17 protein-coding genes and 1 tRNA gene are annotated in these 15972 nt (G+C 56.5%); 13 read left to right on the top strand and 5 right to left on the bottom strand.

What is annotated here, in order from left to right; all coding sequences use genetic code 11:
• Positions 1–30: 30 nt before the first annotated feature.
• The 5 genes from murI to hemA are packed head-to-tail and all read right to left on the bottom strand — an operon-like array spanning position 31 to position 4766.
• A complete protein-coding gene (gene murI / locus GNF76_RS03825; protein ID WP_155581839.1) occupies positions 31–825 on the bottom strand; it encodes a glutamate racemase in 795 nt (264 codons plus the stop codon).
• On the bottom strand, positions 818–1573 hold the full coding sequence (locus GNF76_RS03830) for a molybdopterin-synthase adenylyltransferase MoeB (RefSeq protein ID WP_155581840.1): 756 nt from the start codon (positions 1571–1573) through the stop codon (positions 818–820). The genes murI and GNF76_RS03830 overlap by 8 nt, the downstream gene beginning before the upstream one ends.
• Positions 1567–2397, bottom strand: coding sequence for a peptide chain release factor N(5)-glutamine methyltransferase (gene prmC, locus GNF76_RS03835; protein WP_155581841.1), 831 nt, complete (start codon positions 2395–2397; stop codon positions 1567–1569). Before prmC ends, GNF76_RS03830 begins: the two co-directional genes overlap by 7 nt.
• Positions 2398–3480, bottom strand: coding sequence for a peptide chain release factor 1 (prfA, locus tag GNF76_RS03840; protein WP_155581842.1), 1083 nt, complete (start codon positions 3478–3480; stop codon positions 2398–2400).
• On the bottom strand, positions 3480–4766 hold the full coding sequence (gene hemA / locus GNF76_RS03845; RefSeq protein WP_155581843.1) for a glutamyl-tRNA reductase: 1287 nt from the start codon (positions 4764–4766) through the stop codon (positions 3480–3482). The genes prfA and hemA overlap by 1 nt, the downstream gene beginning before the upstream one ends.
• A 182-nt stretch (positions 4767–4948) precedes the next feature.
• Between hemA and GNF76_RS03850 the strand changes: the two genes are divergently transcribed.
• From GNF76_RS03850 to sctL, 13 genes are all read left to right on the top strand, one after another.
• The gene (locus tag GNF76_RS03850; protein ID WP_155581844.1) at positions 4949–6673 is read left to right on the top strand and encodes a tetratricopeptide repeat protein; all 1725 of its coding nucleotides are present in this window, start codon (positions 4949–4951) and stop codon (positions 6671–6673) included.
• 4 nt (positions 6674–6677) lie between these two features.
• On the top strand, positions 6678–7295 hold the full coding sequence (gene lolB / locus GNF76_RS03855; protein ID WP_155581845.1) for a lipoprotein insertase outer membrane protein LolB: 618 nt from the start codon (positions 6678–6680) through the stop codon (positions 7293–7295).
• Position 7296: 1 nt separating this feature from the next.
• Entirely contained in the window at positions 7297–8148 is an 852-nt protein-coding gene (gene ispE / locus GNF76_RS03860; protein WP_155581846.1) for a 4-(cytidine 5'-diphospho)-2-C-methyl-D-erythritol kinase, read from the top strand.
• A 37-nt stretch (positions 8149–8185) separates the two neighbouring features.
• Positions 8186–8260 (top strand) — tRNA-Gln (locus GNF76_RS03865).
• A 45-nt stretch (positions 8261–8305) separates the two neighbouring features.
• Positions 8306–9247 carry a ribose-phosphate pyrophosphokinase gene (locus tag GNF76_RS03870; protein WP_003208392.1) on the top strand — a complete coding sequence of 314 codons (942 nt, stop codon included), beginning with the start codon at positions 8306–8308 and terminating at the stop codon, positions 9245–9247.
• Positions 9248–9385: 138 nt separating this feature from the next.
• Entirely contained in the window at positions 9386–9985 is a 600-nt protein-coding gene (locus GNF76_RS03875; protein WP_155581847.1) for a 50S ribosomal protein L25/general stress protein Ctc, read from the top strand.
• Positions 9986–10153: 168 nt separating this feature from the next.
• A complete protein-coding gene (gene pth, locus GNF76_RS03880; RefSeq protein WP_003208389.1) occupies positions 10154–10738 on the top strand; it encodes an aminoacyl-tRNA hydrolase in 585 nt (194 codons plus the stop codon).
• Between the two features lie 23 nt (positions 10739–10761).
• A complete protein-coding gene (ychF, locus tag GNF76_RS03885; protein WP_155581848.1) occupies positions 10762–11862 on the top strand; it encodes a redox-regulated ATPase YchF in 1101 nt (366 codons plus the stop codon).
• Between the two features lie 407 nt (positions 11863–12269).
• Complete coding sequence (locus tag GNF76_RS03890) at positions 12270–13193, top strand: sigma 54-interacting transcriptional regulator (protein WP_155581849.1); 924 nt, start codon at positions 12270–12272, stop codon at positions 13191–13193.
• Between the two features lie 163 nt (positions 13194–13356).
• Positions 13357–13539, top strand: coding sequence for a hypothetical protein (locus GNF76_RS03895; RefSeq protein WP_155581850.1), 183 nt, complete (start codon positions 13357–13359; stop codon positions 13537–13539).
• A 98-nt stretch (positions 13540–13637) separates the two neighbouring features.
• Complete coding sequence (locus GNF76_RS03900) at positions 13638–14012, top strand: hypothetical protein (protein ID WP_155581851.1); 375 nt, start codon at positions 13638–13640, stop codon at positions 14010–14012.
• A gap of 6 nt (positions 14013–14018) precedes the next feature.
• Complete coding sequence (gene sctJ / locus GNF76_RS03905) at positions 14019–14807, top strand: type III secretion system inner membrane ring lipoprotein SctJ (RefSeq protein WP_155581852.1); 789 nt, start codon at positions 14019–14021, stop codon at positions 14805–14807.
• Between the two features lie 551 nt (positions 14808–15358).
• Positions 15359–15934, top strand: coding sequence for a type III secretion system stator protein SctL (sctL, locus tag GNF76_RS03910; RefSeq protein ID WP_155581853.1), 576 nt, complete (start codon positions 15359–15361; stop codon positions 15932–15934).
• The last annotated feature ends 38 nt before the right edge of the window (positions 15935–15972 follow it).

Consider the following 15972-nt stretch of genomic DNA (forward strand, 5'->3'; position numbering starts at 1 on the left):
TGAACATGGCGCCCCTTGGGGCTGGCCGTGTCACCCGTCAAAACTTCGCACAACGCCGGACGATGTCCATAGCGTGGGCAAGATATTCCTAAGATGCTCGGTATCACCACTGGTCCAGAATCGGGTGGCCTGGGGAGTCCCCCCTGCCAGCAACTCTCGCTCGCCCAGCAGCCGCTGCAACTGACGCGCCACCGCAGCTCCCGTGTCGATCAATATGACCGTCGGCGGTAGCATCCGGGCCAGCAACGGCTTGAGGAAAGGGTAGTGTGTGCAGCCAAGAATGATCGTGTCGCAACCGGCAGCGATCAGCGGTTCGACATAGCGTTGCAACAACAGGCGCAGGGCCGGGCTGTCCAGGTCGCCGGTTTCGATCAGCTCCACCAGGCCCGGGCATGGCTGGGTAATGACTCGTACGTCCGTCGCGAAACGATCGAGCAACGCCGCAAACTTGGCGCTTTGTAGCGTGCCGGTAGTCGCCAGCACACCGACCACGCCGCTGCGGGTGGCGGCGGCCGCCGGCTTTACAGCGGGCTCCATGCCCACCAGCGGCCAGTCGGGATAATCCCGGCGCAAATCAGCAACAGCAGCCACTGTCGCCGTATTGCAGGCGATCACAAAAGCCTTGGCGCCTTGCTCGCGGAAAAATCCGGCAACCCTGCGAGAACGTTCGAGGATGAATTCCGGGGTTTTCTCGCCGTAAGGGATGTGTCCGCCATCCGCCACATACAGCAAGGACTCATGGGGCAGCAGCCGCTGGATTTCAGCCAGCACCGACAGGCCGCCAACACCGGAGTCGAACACCCCAATCGGCGCATCCTTAACCATGGGCGGCGCCACACACGCTGCAGCCGGGGTCACGCTTGACCCGCAGTTCACGGAAGCGAGTGGTCAAGGCATCAATCAGCAACAAGCGCCCTACCAGTGGCTCGCCGAAACCGGCCAGCAGTTTCAGCGCTTCCAGGGCTTGCAGGCTACCCACCACCCCCACCAGTGGGCCGATGACACCGGCTTCGCTGCAGGTCAGTTCGGCTTCGCTGCCGTGCCCATATAAACAGTGGTAGCAAGGGCTTTCCGGGCGGCGTGGGTCGAAGACCGAGAGCTGCCCTTCCAGACGAATCGCCGCGCCGCTGACCAAAGGCTTGCCGGCGGCAACACAGGCAGCATTCACCGCTTCGCGGGTGGTGAAGTTATCGCTGCAATCGAGAACCAGGTCCACCGCTGCCACTGCTTGCGCCAGGGAATCTGCGTCCAGCGCGGTGCGATGGGCGACCAACCGGACGTCAGGATTGATGGCTGCCAGGCGGCCCATGGCCGAGTCAACCTTGGTCAGGCCAACACTATGAGTGTCATGGATAATCTGGCGTTGAAGATTGGTCAGGTCGACGGTATCGAAGTCCGCCAAATGCAGCTCGCCCACACCGGCCGCCGCCAGGTACAACGCCACCGGCGCGCCCAGGCCACCGAGGCCGACGATCAGCGCGCGGCTGTTTTTCAGGCGTAACTGGCCGTCGATGTCGACATGCTGCAACAGAATCTGTCGGCTATAGCGCAACAGCTCCTGGTCATTCAGCATGGCCGACGCCCCAGGCTGATCCGCTCATGGCCGCCGAGGTCGATGCGGCTGTGCACTTGCTCGAAGCCATGGCTCAGCAGTAGATCGCGCACCGAAGCAGCCTGGTCGTAACCATGCTCCAGCAGCAGCCAGCCACCCGCATCGAGGTGCCCTGGGGCCTGGGCGATGATCAGGCGAAGATCGTCCAAACCGTCATGGCCCGCCACCAAGGCGCTGGCCGGTTCGAAACGCACATCGCCGGTCACCAGGTGCGGATCGGTGTCGGCGATGTACGGCGGGTTGCTGATGATCAGGTTGTAAGTGTGGCCTTGCAGGGCGCTGAACCAGTGACTGTTCAGTACCGTGGCGTTTTCAAGGTGCAGGCGCTGGCGATTGCGCTCGGCCAGGGCCACGGCTTCCAGCACCCGGTCGACCGCTGTGACTTTCCACGCTGGGCGCTCGCTGGCCAGGGCCAGGGCAATCGCACCGCTGCCGGTGCCCAGGTCGAGGACCCTGGCGGGGGTGGCAGGCAGCAATTCCAGGGCGGCTTCCACCAGCATCTCGGTTTCCGGACGAGGAATCAGCGTATGCGGTGCGACTTCCAGGTCCAGCTTCCAAAAGCCCTGTTGGCCGAGAATATAGGCCACGGGCTCACCCGTGCGGCGCCGTTGCAGGTAGTCGGCAAAGGTCAGCGCGTCTTCACTGCTGACGATTTTCTCCGGCCAGGTGTGCAAGTAACTGCGGGACTTGCCTAGGGCGGCAGCCAACAGCAACTCCACATCCAGACGCGCAGTGGGCGAGTCCGGCAGGTCTGCGGCGCGTAACAGGCTGGCAATAATGGTCATTTATTCACCTATCGCCGCCAGTTGGTCGGCCTGATACTCGGCCAGCAAGGGCTCGATCACCGCATCAACGCCACCGGCGAGGATTTCATCCAGGGAGTACAGGGTCAGGTTGACCCGGTGGTCGGTGACCCGGCCCTGGGCAAAGTTGTAGGTACGGATGCGTTCGGAGCGATCGCCCGAACCCACCAGCAATTTACGCTCACTGGCAATCGCGTTGGCGGCGGCGCTGGTTTGCTGGTCGTTGAGTTTGGCCGACAACCAGGACATCGCTCGTGCCCGGTTCTTGTGCTGGGAGCGCTCTTCCTGGCACTCCACCACAATGCCCGACGGCAAGTGGGTGATGCGGATCGCCGAGTCGGTCTTGTTGACGTGCTGACCACCGGCGCCCGATGAGCGATAGGTGTCGACCCGTAAGTCCGCCGGGTTGATCTCGATGGTTTCCTGCTCGTCCGGCTCGGGCAATACCGCCACGGTGCACGCCGAGGTGTGGATACGGCCCTGGGACTCAGTGGCCGGCACCCGCTGTACGCGGTGCGCGCCAGATTCGAACTTCAACTTGCCGTAGACGTTGTCGCCTTCAACCCGGGCAATGACTTCTTTATAGCCGCCGTGCTCGCCCTCGTTTTCCGAGAGAATCTCGACGCGCCAGCCACGCCGCTCGGCATACCGTGAATACATGCGGAACAGGTCGCCGGAGAAAATCGCCGCTTCGTCACCGCCGGTGCCGGCACGGATTTCCAGGAATACGTTGCGCCCGTCGTTGGGGTCCTTGGGCAACAACATGCGTTGCAGGTCGCCTTCCAGCTCAACCAGTTTTTCCTTGGCTTCGCGGACTTCTTCCACGGCCATTTCGCGCATGTCCGGGTCGCTGTCCTTGAGCAGCGCCTGGGCGCCTTCCAGATCGGCCTGAACCTTGAGCAGGTGTTTATAGGTGGCCACAATGGGTTCAACTTCCGCGTATTCCTTGGAATAGGTGCGGAACTTGTTTTGATCGGAGATGACTTCGCCATCGCCAAGCAAGGCAGTCAGTTCCTCGAAACGATCCTGGAGAATGTCCAGCTTATTGAGCAGTGACGCTTTCATTACGGTTTTTTATCCGAAGAGCTTTCTGTCGCGCCCTCACCGAGGGCAAAGAGTTCCTGGGCCATGGCCAGCGCATCGAGGCGGCCTTCGGCAGTCAGCTTTTTAAGCTGTACGCTGGGGGCGTGCAGCAGTTTGTTGGTCAGGCCGCGGGCCAGTTGCATCAGCACGTCTTCGGCGCTGCTGCCATTGGCGAGCATGCGCTGGGCCTTGATCAATTCCTCATCCCGCAGGCGTTCGCCTTGTTGACGATAGGCCTTAAGCACATCCACCGCCGCCAATTCACGCAGGCGCACCATGAAATCATCGGCGCCGGTACTGACCATTTCCTCGGCGGCCTGGGCTGCGCCCTGACGGCTCTTGAGGTTTTCGGCGACCACTTCGTGCAAATCGTCGACGCTGTAGAGGTAAACGTCGTCCAACTCGCCGACTTCAGGCTCGATATCCCGGGGAACAGCAATGTCCACCATGAAGATCGGCTTGTGCTTGCGTAGCTTCAAGGCGCTTTCCACCGCACCCTTACCGAGAATCGGCAACTGGCTGGCGGTAGAACTGATGACGATGTCGCTGCGCACCAGTTCGGCAGGAATGTCCGACAGCAGCACCGCGTGGGCGCCGAACTGCTCGGCAAGGATACTGGCGCGCTCCAGGGTGCGGTTGGCAACGACGATCCGCTTGACCCCCAGCTCATGCAAATGGCGGGCGACCAGGGTGATGGTTTCACCGGCACCGATCAACAAGGCCTGGCTGCGTTGCAAATCACTGAAAATCTGTTTGGCCAGGCTGACGGCGGCGAAGGCCACGGAAACCGGGTTTTCACCGATGGCCGTGTCGGTACGCACCTGCTTGGCCGAGTTGAATGTGGCCTGGAACAAGCGCCCCAGCAGCGGGCCGATGGTGCCGGCCTCGCGGGCCACGGCGTAGGCCGACTTCATCTGGCCCAGAATCTGCGGTTCACCCAACACCAGCGAGTCGAGCCCCGAGGCGACACGCATCATGTGACGAACTGCCGCATCCTCTTCGTGCACATAAGCGCTGGCACGCAGGTCATCGAGGCTCAAATGGTGGAAATCCGCCAGCCAGCGCAGTACCCCATCCGCCGAAAGATGTTCCTGCTCTATATAGAGCTCACTGCGATTGCAGGTTGAAAGGATCGCAGCTTCGCGGCTGTCGGTGAGCCGGCAGAGCTGCTGCAAGGCCTCAACCAACTGCTCGGGCGTAAACGCCACGCGCTCGCGCACGTCTACGGAAGCAGTCTTGTGGTTAATACCGAGTGCAAGGAAGGCCATTCAATATCGCTGATGATGTCGAGAAGCCGACAATTGTCCTACTTCGTCTGATCCAGAACAACCACCGTAGTCTATTGTCCTAATGCCTTATGCCTATAAAGGCGCCAATTGAGACTCGGTTATGTTTGGCCGAAGGCTTGTGTCATGATGATCCGACCGCAGGTTAGTCGTCCTCTTCCTATATGAATAGATCTTCCGCGTTGCTCCTTGCTTTTGTCTTTCTCAGCGGCTGCCAGGCCATGGCACCCGTGTCGCCGGACGATTCGTCGCCGGTCGAAGACAGCACTCCCGCCCCTGAAAAGCCCAAGGTTTATTCCTCGTTCAGTGAAGAGACGGTCTTCAGCTTGCTGAGCGCGGAGCTGGCCGGCCAGCGCAATCGTTTCGACATTGCCCTGGATAACTACGTGACCCAGGCCATCAACACTCAGGATCCGGGGATTTCCGAGCGGGCATTTCGCATCGCCGAATACCTGGGAGCCGATCAGGCAGCACTGGATACATCGCTGATCTGGGCGAAAAACGCACCGGACGATCTTGAAGCCCAGCGGGCAGCGGCCATTCAACTGGCCCGCGCCGGGCGCTATGACGACTCCATGGTCTATATGGAGAAAGTCCTGCAAGGCAAGGGCGACACCCATTTCGACTTCCTCGCACTGTCGGCGGCCGACACCGATCAGGACACCCGCAATGGCCTGATGAAGAGTTTCGACCGCCTGCTGCAAAAACATCCGAACAATGGCCAGCTGATTTTTGGCAAGGCCTTGCTGCTGCAACAAGATGATGAAGCACAAGCGGCCTTGACGCTGCTGGAACAGAACCCGCCGGAAGACGGTGAAATCGCTCCGATTTTGCTGCGCGCACGCCTGTTGCAAAACCTGAACCGTGGCCAGGAAGCCTTGCCGCTGCTGGAAAAAAACATCAAGAAGTACCCGGATGACAAGCGCCTGCGCCTGACCTACGCCCGTATGCTGGTGGAACAAGACCGTATGGAAGACGCCAAGGTGCAGTTCGCCAATCTGGTCCAGCAATACCCGGACGATGACGAGCTGCGCTATTCCCTGGCACTGGTATGCCTGGAAGCCAAGGCCTGGGACGAGGCCAAGGGTTACCTTGAAGACCTGATTAGCCGGGAAAGCCACGTCGACTCGGCGCACCTGAACCTGGGCCGCATCGCCGAGGAACGTAACGACCCGCAAGGCGCGTTGACCGAGTACGCCCTGGTCGGCCCCGGCAATGACTACTTGCCAGCCCAGTTGCGCCAGGCCGATATCCTGATGAGCAATGGCCGCACCGATGAGGCTGAAAAACGCCTGGCCGCGGCCCGGGATGCCGAGCCGGACTACGCCATCCAGCTGTACCTGATCCAGGCTGAAACCCTGTCAGCCAACAAGCAAGGCGATCGCGCCTGGAAATTGCTGCAACAAGCGTTGCTGCAGTACCCCGACGACTTGAACCTGCTGTACACCCGCGCCATGCAAGCAGAAAAACGCAATGACCTGGCGCAGATGGAAAAAGACTTGCGCCTGATCATCAAGCGCGACCCGGACAACGCCATGGCACTGAACGCCCTGGGCTACACCTTGTCCGACCGTACAACGCGCTACGCCGAGGCCAAGACCCTGATCGAACAGGCCCACCAGCTCAACCCGGAAGACCCGGCCGTCCTCGACAGCCTGGGTTGGGTGAATTACCGACTGGGCAATCTGGATGAAGCCGAGCGTCTGTTGCGCCAGGCCCTTGAACGCTTTCCCGACCAGGAAGTCGCCGCTCACTTGGGCGAGGTGCTCTGGGCCCAGGGCAAACAGCGTGAAGCCAGACAAATCTGGGGCAAGTTCCTCAAGGAACAACCCGACAGCCCTATCCTGCGCAGCACCATCAAGCGCCTGACCGGATCCGAGACCCTTTAAGCTTATGTTTTTGCGCCACGTAATCGTTTTCAGCTTTATCGCCCTGCTCGCCGGTTGCGCGGGCTTTGGCGCTCGCGAGTCCGTTGAAGGCCAGGGCAACCCGGCGCAATGGAAACAGCACAAGGACCAACTGAGCAGCCTCGACGGCTGGCAGATCGAAGGCAAAGTCGGCATTCGCGCCCCGAAGGACTCGGGCAGCGGCACCTTGTTCTGGCTGCAACGCCAGGACTATTACGACATTCGTCTCTCCGGGCCTTTGGGCCGAGGTGCTGCACGCCTGACCGGCCGACCTGGGCAAGTGAGCCTGGAAGTGGCCAATCAGGGCCGCTATGAAGCGCCCACACCCGAAGCCCTGCTGGAAGAACAGATGGGCTGGAAGTTGCCGGTCTCACATTTGGTCTGGTGGGTTCGCGGCTTGCCTGCACCCGACAGCAAGAGTCGCCTGAGCCTCAATGGCGACAGCCGCCTGGCATCGCTGGAACAGGATGGCTGGCAGGTCGAGTATTTGAGCTATGTGCAACAGAACGGTTATTGGCTGCCCGAGCGCATCAAGCTGCATGGCACCGACCTTGACGTCACGCTGGTGATCAAGGATTGGCAACCTCGCAAGCTGGGGCAATGAGATGACTGTGCAACGCCTGACCCTGCCCTCCCCGGCCAAACTCAATCTGATGCTGCACATCCTCGGTCGCCGTGAAGATGGCTATCACGAGTTGCAGACCATTTTTCAGTTTCTCGACTACGGCGATGAATTGACCTTCGCCGTTCGCGACGATGGCGTGATTCAACTGCACACAGCATTTGAAGGTGTGCCTCACGACAGCAATCTGATTGTGAAGGCGGCGAAAAAACTTCAGGAGCAATCCGGCTGCTCGCTGGGTATCGATATCTGGATCGACAAGATCCTGCCCATGGGGGGTGGAATCGGCGGCGGCAGCTCGAATGCCGCCACTACCCTGCTCGGGCTGAATCACTTGTGGCAACTGGGTTGGGACGACGATCGCCTGGCTACGCTGGGCCTGACACTGGGTGCCGACGTCCCGGTTTTCGTGCGCGGGCACGCGGCTTTTGCCGAGGGTGTGGGCGAAAAACTCACCCCTGTAGACCCCGAAGAGCCGTGGTATGTCGTGCTTGTTCCGCAAGTATCTGTAAGTACAGCAGAAATTTTTTCAGATCCACTGTTGACACGTAACTCTCCTCCCATTAAAGTGCGCCCCGTTCCCAAGGGAAACAGTCGAAATGACTGCTTACCGGTTGTAGCAAGGCGTTATCCAGAGGTACGTAACGCTTTGAATTTGTTAGGTAAATTTACCGAAGCAAAATTAACCGGAACTGGAAGTTGTGTGTTTGGGGGCTTCCCAAGCAAAGCTGAAGCTGATAAAGTCTCGGCCCTTCTGACAGAGACCCTTACAGGGTTTGTAGCAAAGGGAAGCAACGTTTCGATGTTGCATCGCAAGCTGCAAAGTCTGCTCTAAAAGGAACCGAGTACTGGGTACTCGTTGCAACAGATACAGGGGCGTCGCCAAGCGGTAAGGCAGCAGGTTTTGATCCTGCCATGCGTTGGTTCGAATCCAGCCGCCCCTGCCATTTTCTATACTCATCCAGGTTACCCTCAGCCTCTAGGTACTGCGCGTGTCCAAGATGATGGTCTTTACGGGGAATGCTAACCCCGATCTAGCTCGGCGTGTCGTACGTCAGCTGCATATCCCTCTCGGTGACATCTCTGTCGGTAAATTCTCCGACGGCGAAATTACAGCCGAGATCAATGAAAACGTCCGCGGTAAAGACGTCTTCATTATTCAGCCGACTTGCGCTCCGACCAACGATAACCTGATGGAACTCGTCGTGATGGCTGATGCCTTCCGCCGCTCCTCAGCGACTCGAATCACAGCTGTAATCCCTTACTTTGGTTATGCCCGTCAGGATCGCCGTCCGCGTTCCGCACGTGTGGCTATCAGCGCGAAAGTCGTTGCTGACATGCTGACCGTGGTAGGTATCGACCGTGTTCTCACGGTTGACCTGCACGCTGACCAAATCCAGGGGTTCTTCGATATTCCGGTAGATAACATCTACGGCTCCCCCGTTCTGGTGGATGACATCGAAGACCAGCGCTTTGAAAACCTGATGATCGTGTCCCCGGACATTGGTGGCGTCGTGCGTGCACGGGCTGTTGCCAAATCCCTGGGCGTGGATCTCGGGATCATCGACAAACGCCGTGAGAAAGCCAATCACTCTGAAGTGATGCATATCATCGGTGATGTCGAAGGGCGCACCTGTATTCTGGTTGATGACATGGTCGACACCGCCGGCACCCTGTGCCACGCGGCGAAAGCCCTGAAAGAGCACGGTGCCGCAAAAGTCTTCGCCTACTGCACACACCCTGTGCTGTCGGGCCGAGCGATCGAGAACATCGAGAACTCAATGCTGGACGAACTGGTGGTGACCAACACCATCCCGTTGTCCGCTGCTGCTCAAGCCTGTTCGCGTATCCGTCAACTGGATATCGCACCGGTAGTTGCCGAAGCGGTTCGCCGCATCAGCAATGAAGAATCGATCAGCGCGATGTTCCGCTAAGGGTCAAACCTTCGGAGCACCTCACTGACGAAAAGCGCCCCGCCCCAGCATTCTGTTGGGGCGGGGCTTTTTTGCCCATATCGCCTTTAGCGCTGGTCGCAAACGCTGGGGCGAATGTGGTTATTTTGGAGATACAACATGAACGATTTTACTTTGAATGCTGAACTGCGTTCCGACCTGGGGAAAGGTGCGAGCCGCCGCCTGCGTCGTCTCGCTAGCCTGGTTCCAGCTGTAGTTTACGGTGGCGAAAAAGCCCCTGAATCCATCAGCATGCTGGCCAAGGAAATCGCCAAACTGCTCGAAAACGAAGCGGCTTACAGCCACATCATCGAGCTGAACGTTGGTGGTTCCAAGCAGAACGTCATCATCAAGGCACTGCAACGTCACCCAGCTAAAGGCCACGTGCTGCACGCTGACTTCGTACGCGTAGTAGCCGGTCAGAAACTGACCGCTATCGTGCCTGTGCACTTCGTTGGCGAAGCGGCTCCGATCAAGAAAGGCGGCGAAGTTTCGCACGTTGTTGCCGAGATCGAAGTGACCTGCCTGCCGAAGGACCTGCCTGAGTTCATCGAAGTCGACCTGAGCAACGCTGAAGTCGGTTCGATCATTCACCTGTCCGACCTCAAAGCTCCTAAAGGCGTTGAGTTTGTTGCTCTGGCTCACGGTGATGACAAGGCTGTTGCCAACGTCCACGCTCCACGTGTTGCTCCAGAAGCTGAAGAAGGCGCTGCAGAGTAACTCACTCTGTAATGCCGGAGCTTGAGGAAACATCGCGGACCGGAACGTAGCGAGAAAGCGGGCGACAACGCGAAGTTTATCTCTGGATAAGTTAGCTCTTGTCGTCCACTTTCGCCGCACCCAGGTTGCGGCGATGTTATCCACAACTCCAAAGGAAGGGCCCCTGTCGTGACTGCCATTAAACTGATCGTTGGCCTGGGAAATCCAGGCGCCGAATACGAACAGACCCGGCATAACGCGGGGGCCCTTTTTGTTGAGCGGATCGCCCACGCCCAAGGCGTCAATCTTGTGGCCGATCGCAAATATTTTGGCCTGACCGGACGCTTCTCGCATCAGGGTCAGGATGTTCGTCTGTTGATTCCCACCACCTACATGAACCGCAGCGGCCAGGCTGTCGCGGCGCTTGCGGGCTTCTTCCGGATCAAACCCGAAGAAATCCTGGTGGCCCATGACGAACTGGACCTGCCACCCGGCGTTGCCAAGCTCAAGCAAGGCGGCGGGCATGGCGGTCATAATGGCCTGCGGGACATCATCGCGCAGTTGGGCAATCAGAATACGTTTTACCGCTTGCGGCTTGGCATTGGCCACCCGGGCGTTGCCAGTATGGTTTCAAATTTCGTCCTGGGTCGTGCGCCACGCGCCGAACAGGAAAAACTCGATGCCAGCATCGATTTTGCCCTCGGCGTGCTGCCGGATATCTTCGCCGGTGAATGGAACCGTGCGATGAAAAACCTGCACAGCCAGAAGGCCTGACTCTTTACCCGAGGGGAAACACCATGGGATTCAATTGCGGCATCGTCGGCCTACCTAACGTCGGCAAGTCCACCCTGTTCAACGCCCTGACCAAGTCCGGTATTGCGGCGGAGAACTTCCCCTTCTGCACCATCGAACCCAACACCGGTATCGTGCCGATGCCCGATACACGCCTGGACGCCCTGGCGGCCATCGTGAATCCCAAGCGCATCCTGCCGACCACCATGGAGTTCGTCGACATCGCAGGCCTGGTGGCCGGTGCGTCGAAAGGTGAAGGCCTGGGCAACAAGTTCCTGGCCAACATCCGTGAAACCGATGCTATCGCCCACGTGGTCCGCTGCTTCGAAGACGAGAACGTGATTCACGTTTCCAACAGCGTCGACCCGAAACGCGATATCGAGATCATCGACCTGGAACTGATCTTCGCCGACCTGGACAGCTGCGAGAAGCAACTGCAAAAGGTCACGCGTAACGCCAAGGGCGGCGACAAGGATGCCGTGGTCCAGAAAGCCTTGCTGGAGCAATTGATTGCTCACTTCACCTTGGGCAAGCCGGCACGCAGCCTGATGAAGAGCATGAGCACCGATGAAAAAGCGGTGATCAAGGGCTTCCACCTGCTGACCACCAAACCAGTGATGTACATCGCCAACGTGGCTGAAGACGGTTTCGAAAACAACCCGTTGCTCGACGTGGTAATGGCCATCGCCGAAGAAGAAGGCGCGATGGTCGTACCGGTCTGCAACAAGATCGAAGCGGAAATCGCCGAGCTGGAAGACGGCGAAGAGAAAGACATGTTCCTCGAGGCCCTGGGCCTGGAAGAGCCTGGCCTGAACCGCGTGATCCGTGCAGGCTACGAAATGCTGCACCTGCAGACCTACTTCACCGCCGGTGTTGAAGAAGTCCGCGCCTGGACCGTCAAGGTCGGTGCCACTGCACCACAGGCCGCTGGCGTGATCCACACTGATTTCGAAAAGGGCTTTATCCGCGCTGAAGTCATCGCCTATGGCGACTTCATCCAGTTCAAGGGTGAAGCCGGTGCCAAGGAAGCCGGTAAATGGCGCCTGGAAGGCAAGGAATACATCGTCAAGGATGGCGACGTAATGCACTTCCGGTTTAACGTGTAAGCAACACCCACGGCCCATGCCGTAAAACAAAAAGCCGATGCATTGCATCGGCTTTTTTGTGGGCGACGGTTCTGTCCTTTAACAAAGGCGTACTACGAAACATTAACTAAAGATTTACGCCCACAGATATAAAAATCCAAATACAACTATTCATACACCAAAATGGCAAGCTTACGAAATCCACGAAAACTTTAAGACTATTCCCACCTATAACGAGGCAATCAAAAGCAGCGACCTCTTGCATATATTTAACTTTTCCAGTCTTAGTATTTTTGCACACTGTAAACATCTACCTCACACTTCCCACCACAATGACAAACCAGATAAATTCCGATCTACTTACCCACATTCGGAAGGACGCCCACGTCCAGTAAAGCGCCACGACACACAGTAGGAGCAACAGCAACATGTCGGCTTCCTATCAGGATGAGTTTGAAACGGATTATCCGGTCACTGAATGCCCGAACATTGAAACCACCGTAAACAACACTGCGACCTTGAACATCGATATTCTTTTGTTGGGGGAAACAGGGACCGGCAAGGATACCCTCGCCCAGAGAATTCATCGTTTGTCCCGCCGGCGCGGTAACTTCGTTGCCGTCAACTGTGCCGCTATTCCAGAAACCCTTGCGGAAAGCCAGCTGTTCGGCGTCAACAGCGGCGCTTATACCGGCGCGATGCAATCACGGGCAGGTTTTGTTGAAGCGGCGCACTTGGGGACGCTGTACCTTGACGAAATAGACAGCATGCCACTGACCTTGCAAGCCAAACTGTTGCGGGTTCTGGAATCCCGGGGTGTTGAACGTTTGGGTTCAACCCGGTTTATCCCAGTGGACATGCGGGTTATTGCATCTGCCCAGCAGTCGCTGCATGAAATGGTTGAGCAAGGGGAATTCAGGCGCGATCTGTATTTTCGCCTGAACGTGGTCAGCATCAAGCTTCCTCCGCTGCGGGAGCGCCGTGAGCGGATTATTCCGTTATTCTTGAGCATGATTCGGCAAGAGGCGGAGTACTTCAAGTGCCTTGCTCCCCCCCCGCCCAACACACTGCTTCAACAATTACTGTGTCATCCCTGGCTGGGTAATGTACGGGAGCTGCGCTCAACCGCCAAACGCTTTGTCTTAGACCTACCGCCGCTCTCGGAGCGGATAGAGGACACTCAAGCAACTCAAATGGGTCTTAAGGAACGGCTACAGTTTATTGAAAAATCAATGATCGAAGAGTCACTGTGTCGTCATTCTCACTGTGTAGATGGTGTAGCTGTTGAGTTAGGTATTGCCAAGCGAACACTCTATCATCGGATTAAACAACTGCACATATCACTAGCCTGAGGCTCTGTAAGATTGATGTCACACAAAGAAATATTTTGAATTATTTCTCAGGAATTTTATTGGGAACCTCATGGCTAGCTGACGCCACGTATCCTACGAGTCATAACCAGACTCATAGATAAAACTTATTGTGTGACTTTTAAATAAATTCGGAGTGAGACATATGTCATCCATTGGTTCTTATGGAAGTAACGCCAATTCATACAGCGGATTTGGTAGCGATTTGGGAGGTGGGTTGGATGCCGAGGTAGCAAAACGCGAAGCAAACCAGTTGAAAAACGCCAGAGAGGGCACAAGGATCGCCGACAATAACGCTAAAAAGCAAAACGCCGACAAGGTGCAATAACCCCCGGTCCTCCTCACCTATTAGCGGGGAGGGCCACCCTGTGATTAATGTGCACCCAATCACAGGGTTACTTTATCATTTAAAGCCCGAGACCTGACATGCGCATACAAGAGGACTCACACTCAGTCAAAAGTACTCCTGGAGGGTCTAACCAAAAATCAGGCACGCTGGCATCTCCAACTGAAGATGTAAATTTCTTCACTGCGGAAGTCATGCGAACTGAATCACAAGTTACTCCACTCAACAAAAACACAGCTTCTGCCTTCAATATATTTTTAGATCAGTCAAATAGACTGGCCGCGTCCAGAAAACATATCACCAACAGCCTGAAAGCCTACAGTACCAATAATGACGAAAAGCAGAAACGAAACTATGCCAGGTATCTTTCCGAGAATCAGTTACAAACACAATTTCTAGTAAAGACACTTAATAAAGCAACACAACTGGTTGAGAAAATTTCCAACCTTCAGTAGGTAAAAATGATTCGTTTCTATGGTTTCGCATTACTGCTATCCATCGTACTGATGCTGACTGGCTGTGGAGACAGTGTTGAACTTCATCGCCAGCTGTCTGAGCAGGAAGCTAACGAGGTTATCGCTGAACTGGCGGACAAACATATTCGTGCCCGAAAAGTTCCCGCCAAGGACGGTGTGGTTGTTCGCGTCGATGCCACCGATATCAGCCGCGCTGTTCGCACTCTGGAAGCTGTCGGACTGCCAAGGGTGGCACGTACAACCATGGGTGATACCTTTCGCAAGGAGGGCGTCATTTCGACGCCTCTGGAAGAGCGTGCCCGATATATCTACGCTCTATCCCAGGAGCTGGAGGCCACACTGTCAAACATTGATGGTGTCATTGTCGCTCGAGTACACGTCGTGCTACCCGAACGTGTTGCTCCCGGAGAGCCGGTACAACCCGCGTCGGCTTCGGTGTTTATCAAACACGATCCAAGGTTGGAACCAGACAACATCCGGGCTCGCGTTCGCAGGATGGTAGCAAGTAGCCTCCCCGGTATGACTACGGCTGTGGACAACTCACAAAAGCTGACCGTTGTGTTTGTACCTGCCACGGCCTATACCGAACAGCAACGCCTTGCCTTTCTCGGCCCCTTCTTGATACCGGAGGATAACCTCTTTTTTTGGAGAACCAGCGTCATACTGTCTTCATTAGGTTTGATAGCAGTCATTTTCGCAGTGCTCTTCTGGCGCAAGCGAACACAGTCAAATACGAGTTCCCAGGCCGAACCGAATGCCTTGTTCAATGAATGAACATATGTCATGGGTGCAATGGTGGACCGCACCTTGGAGTGTTTCGCACCCAGACTGGAAAATCTTCGATAACCATAACGGCGCAACGGCTCTTTATCGTAGCCAGCACCAAGCTCTGAGCAAGGCATTGGGGATCGCTCCCTGCTTGCCTTGCACTCCACACACGGCAGTCCTTCGTTTGGTTCTCGCCTCAACGGAACAGCTCAACCTGATGTTGACCCTGATAGAAAAAATTTGCCTCCCTGCAACCGAGGGCTTATTAAGCGAGGACCAATGTCTGTGGTGCTTGAGTCTATCAAAAGCACTGAAATCTGATGCATTACTGCCCAACGGTAATGACCCACTGCATCTATTGTCCGCGTGGCTCGACCCTGTCATTTGGCAGCGATTACGTTTGCGCTTTCCGCCACTCCGCGTTTTGAAACTGGAAAAGCAACCCCGCTTACTTGATGCGCAAGGTCGGCTAGACACAATCTGGAAAGCGGTTATCTGGCGTGCTTCGCCCTCAGACAGTAAAAACTTGTCTAATTGAGACCTCGAGGACGCTAACAATGTTATGCCGACGTAAAATCGAATTAAACAAGAATACACCCGGCCTGCCGCAAATCCTGATTCCACAGGAAACACTTGTAGACTGCGGTAAGGCCAACAAACTGCTGCAACACGCGCATGAACAGGCAGATGAGTTGCTGCGCCAAGCGACTGAAGAATGTAATCAACGGCTGGAAAATGCCGGCTTGGCGTTTTGGCAGAGGGCGAACGCCCAGCTCAGTCGCTGGGAGCACGAACGCCAGGACATGCTCCATCACCTCGAAAAAACCGCCGCCACGATTGTCAATCACGTCATTGGGGACCTGCTTAAAGAGGCGATACCGGAACAACGTCTGGCGATCTTGCTCAGACAGTTACTGTTGACTCAAATACCCGCCGTTAAAGCAACGTTGCTGTGCCATCCCTTGGAGCGCGAAGACTTGGAGCGATGTCTCGCCCATCACCCGCCTATGCCCTGGAATCTTCACTCCAACGAAGACCTTAAACCTCAAAGTTTAGTGCTGGAGACAGAAGAAGGGGCTTTTCACATCAACTGGGCTTCCATGATTGAGGCGTTATCAGTATCGGCTAAATAAGCAATACACGTATAGCTTAAACGAGATGCAAAATTCAC

Source organism: Pseudomonas spelaei (genome assembly GCF_009724245.1).
GTDB classification, from domain to species: Bacteria; Pseudomonadota; Gammaproteobacteria; order Pseudomonadales; family Pseudomonadaceae; genus Aquipseudomonas; species Aquipseudomonas spelaei.

Excerpts from the sequence above, each read along its gene's own strand:
- ispE (WP_155581846.1), top strand. The coding sequence starts at position 7,297 with ATGACTGTGCAACGCCTGACCCTGCCCTCCCCGGCCAAACTCAATCTG.
- GNF76_RS03850 (WP_155581844.1), top strand. The coding sequence starts at position 4,949 with ATGAATAGATCTTCCGCGTTGCTCCTTGCTTTTGTCTTTCTCAGCGGC.
- prfA (WP_155581842.1), bottom strand. The coding sequence starts at position 3,480 with ATGAAAGCGTCACTGCTCAATAAGCTGGACATTCTCCAGGATCGTTTC.
- GNF76_RS03830 (WP_155581840.1), bottom strand. The coding sequence starts at position 1,573 with ATGCTGAATGACCAGGAGCTGTTGCGCTATAGCCGACAGATTCTGTTG.
- GNF76_RS03895 (WP_155581850.1), top strand. The coding sequence starts at position 13,357 with ATGTCATCCATTGGTTCTTATGGAAGTAACGCCAATTCATACAGCGGA.
- lolB (WP_155581845.1), top strand. The coding sequence starts at position 6,678 with ATGTTTTTGCGCCACGTAATCGTTTTCAGCTTTATCGCCCTGCTCGCC.
- sctJ (WP_155581852.1), top strand. The coding sequence starts at position 14,019 with ATGATTCGTTTCTATGGTTTCGCATTACTGCTATCCATCGTACTGATG.
- ychF (WP_155581848.1), top strand. The coding sequence starts at position 10,762 with ATGGGATTCAATTGCGGCATCGTCGGCCTACCTAACGTCGGCAAGTCC.
- hemA (WP_155581843.1), bottom strand. The coding sequence starts at position 4,766 with ATGGCCTTCCTTGCACTCGGTATTAACCACAAGACTGCTTCCGTAGAC.
- sctL (WP_155581853.1), top strand. The coding sequence starts at position 15,359 with ATGTTATGCCGACGTAAAATCGAATTAAACAAGAATACACCCGGCCTG.
- GNF76_RS03900 (WP_155581851.1), top strand. The coding sequence starts at position 13,638 with ATGCGCATACAAGAGGACTCACACTCAGTCAAAAGTACTCCTGGAGGG.
- GNF76_RS03875 (WP_155581847.1), top strand. The coding sequence starts at position 9,386 with ATGAACGATTTTACTTTGAATGCTGAACTGCGTTCCGACCTGGGGAAA.
- murI (WP_155581839.1), bottom strand. The coding sequence starts at position 825 with ATGGTTAAGGATGCGCCGATTGGGGTGTTCGACTCCGGTGTTGGCGGC.
- prmC (WP_155581841.1), bottom strand. The coding sequence starts at position 2,397 with ATGACCATTATTGCCAGCCTGTTACGCGCCGCAGACCTGCCGGACTCG.
- GNF76_RS03890 (WP_155581849.1), top strand. The coding sequence starts at position 12,270 with ATGTCGGCTTCCTATCAGGATGAGTTTGAAACGGATTATCCGGTCACT.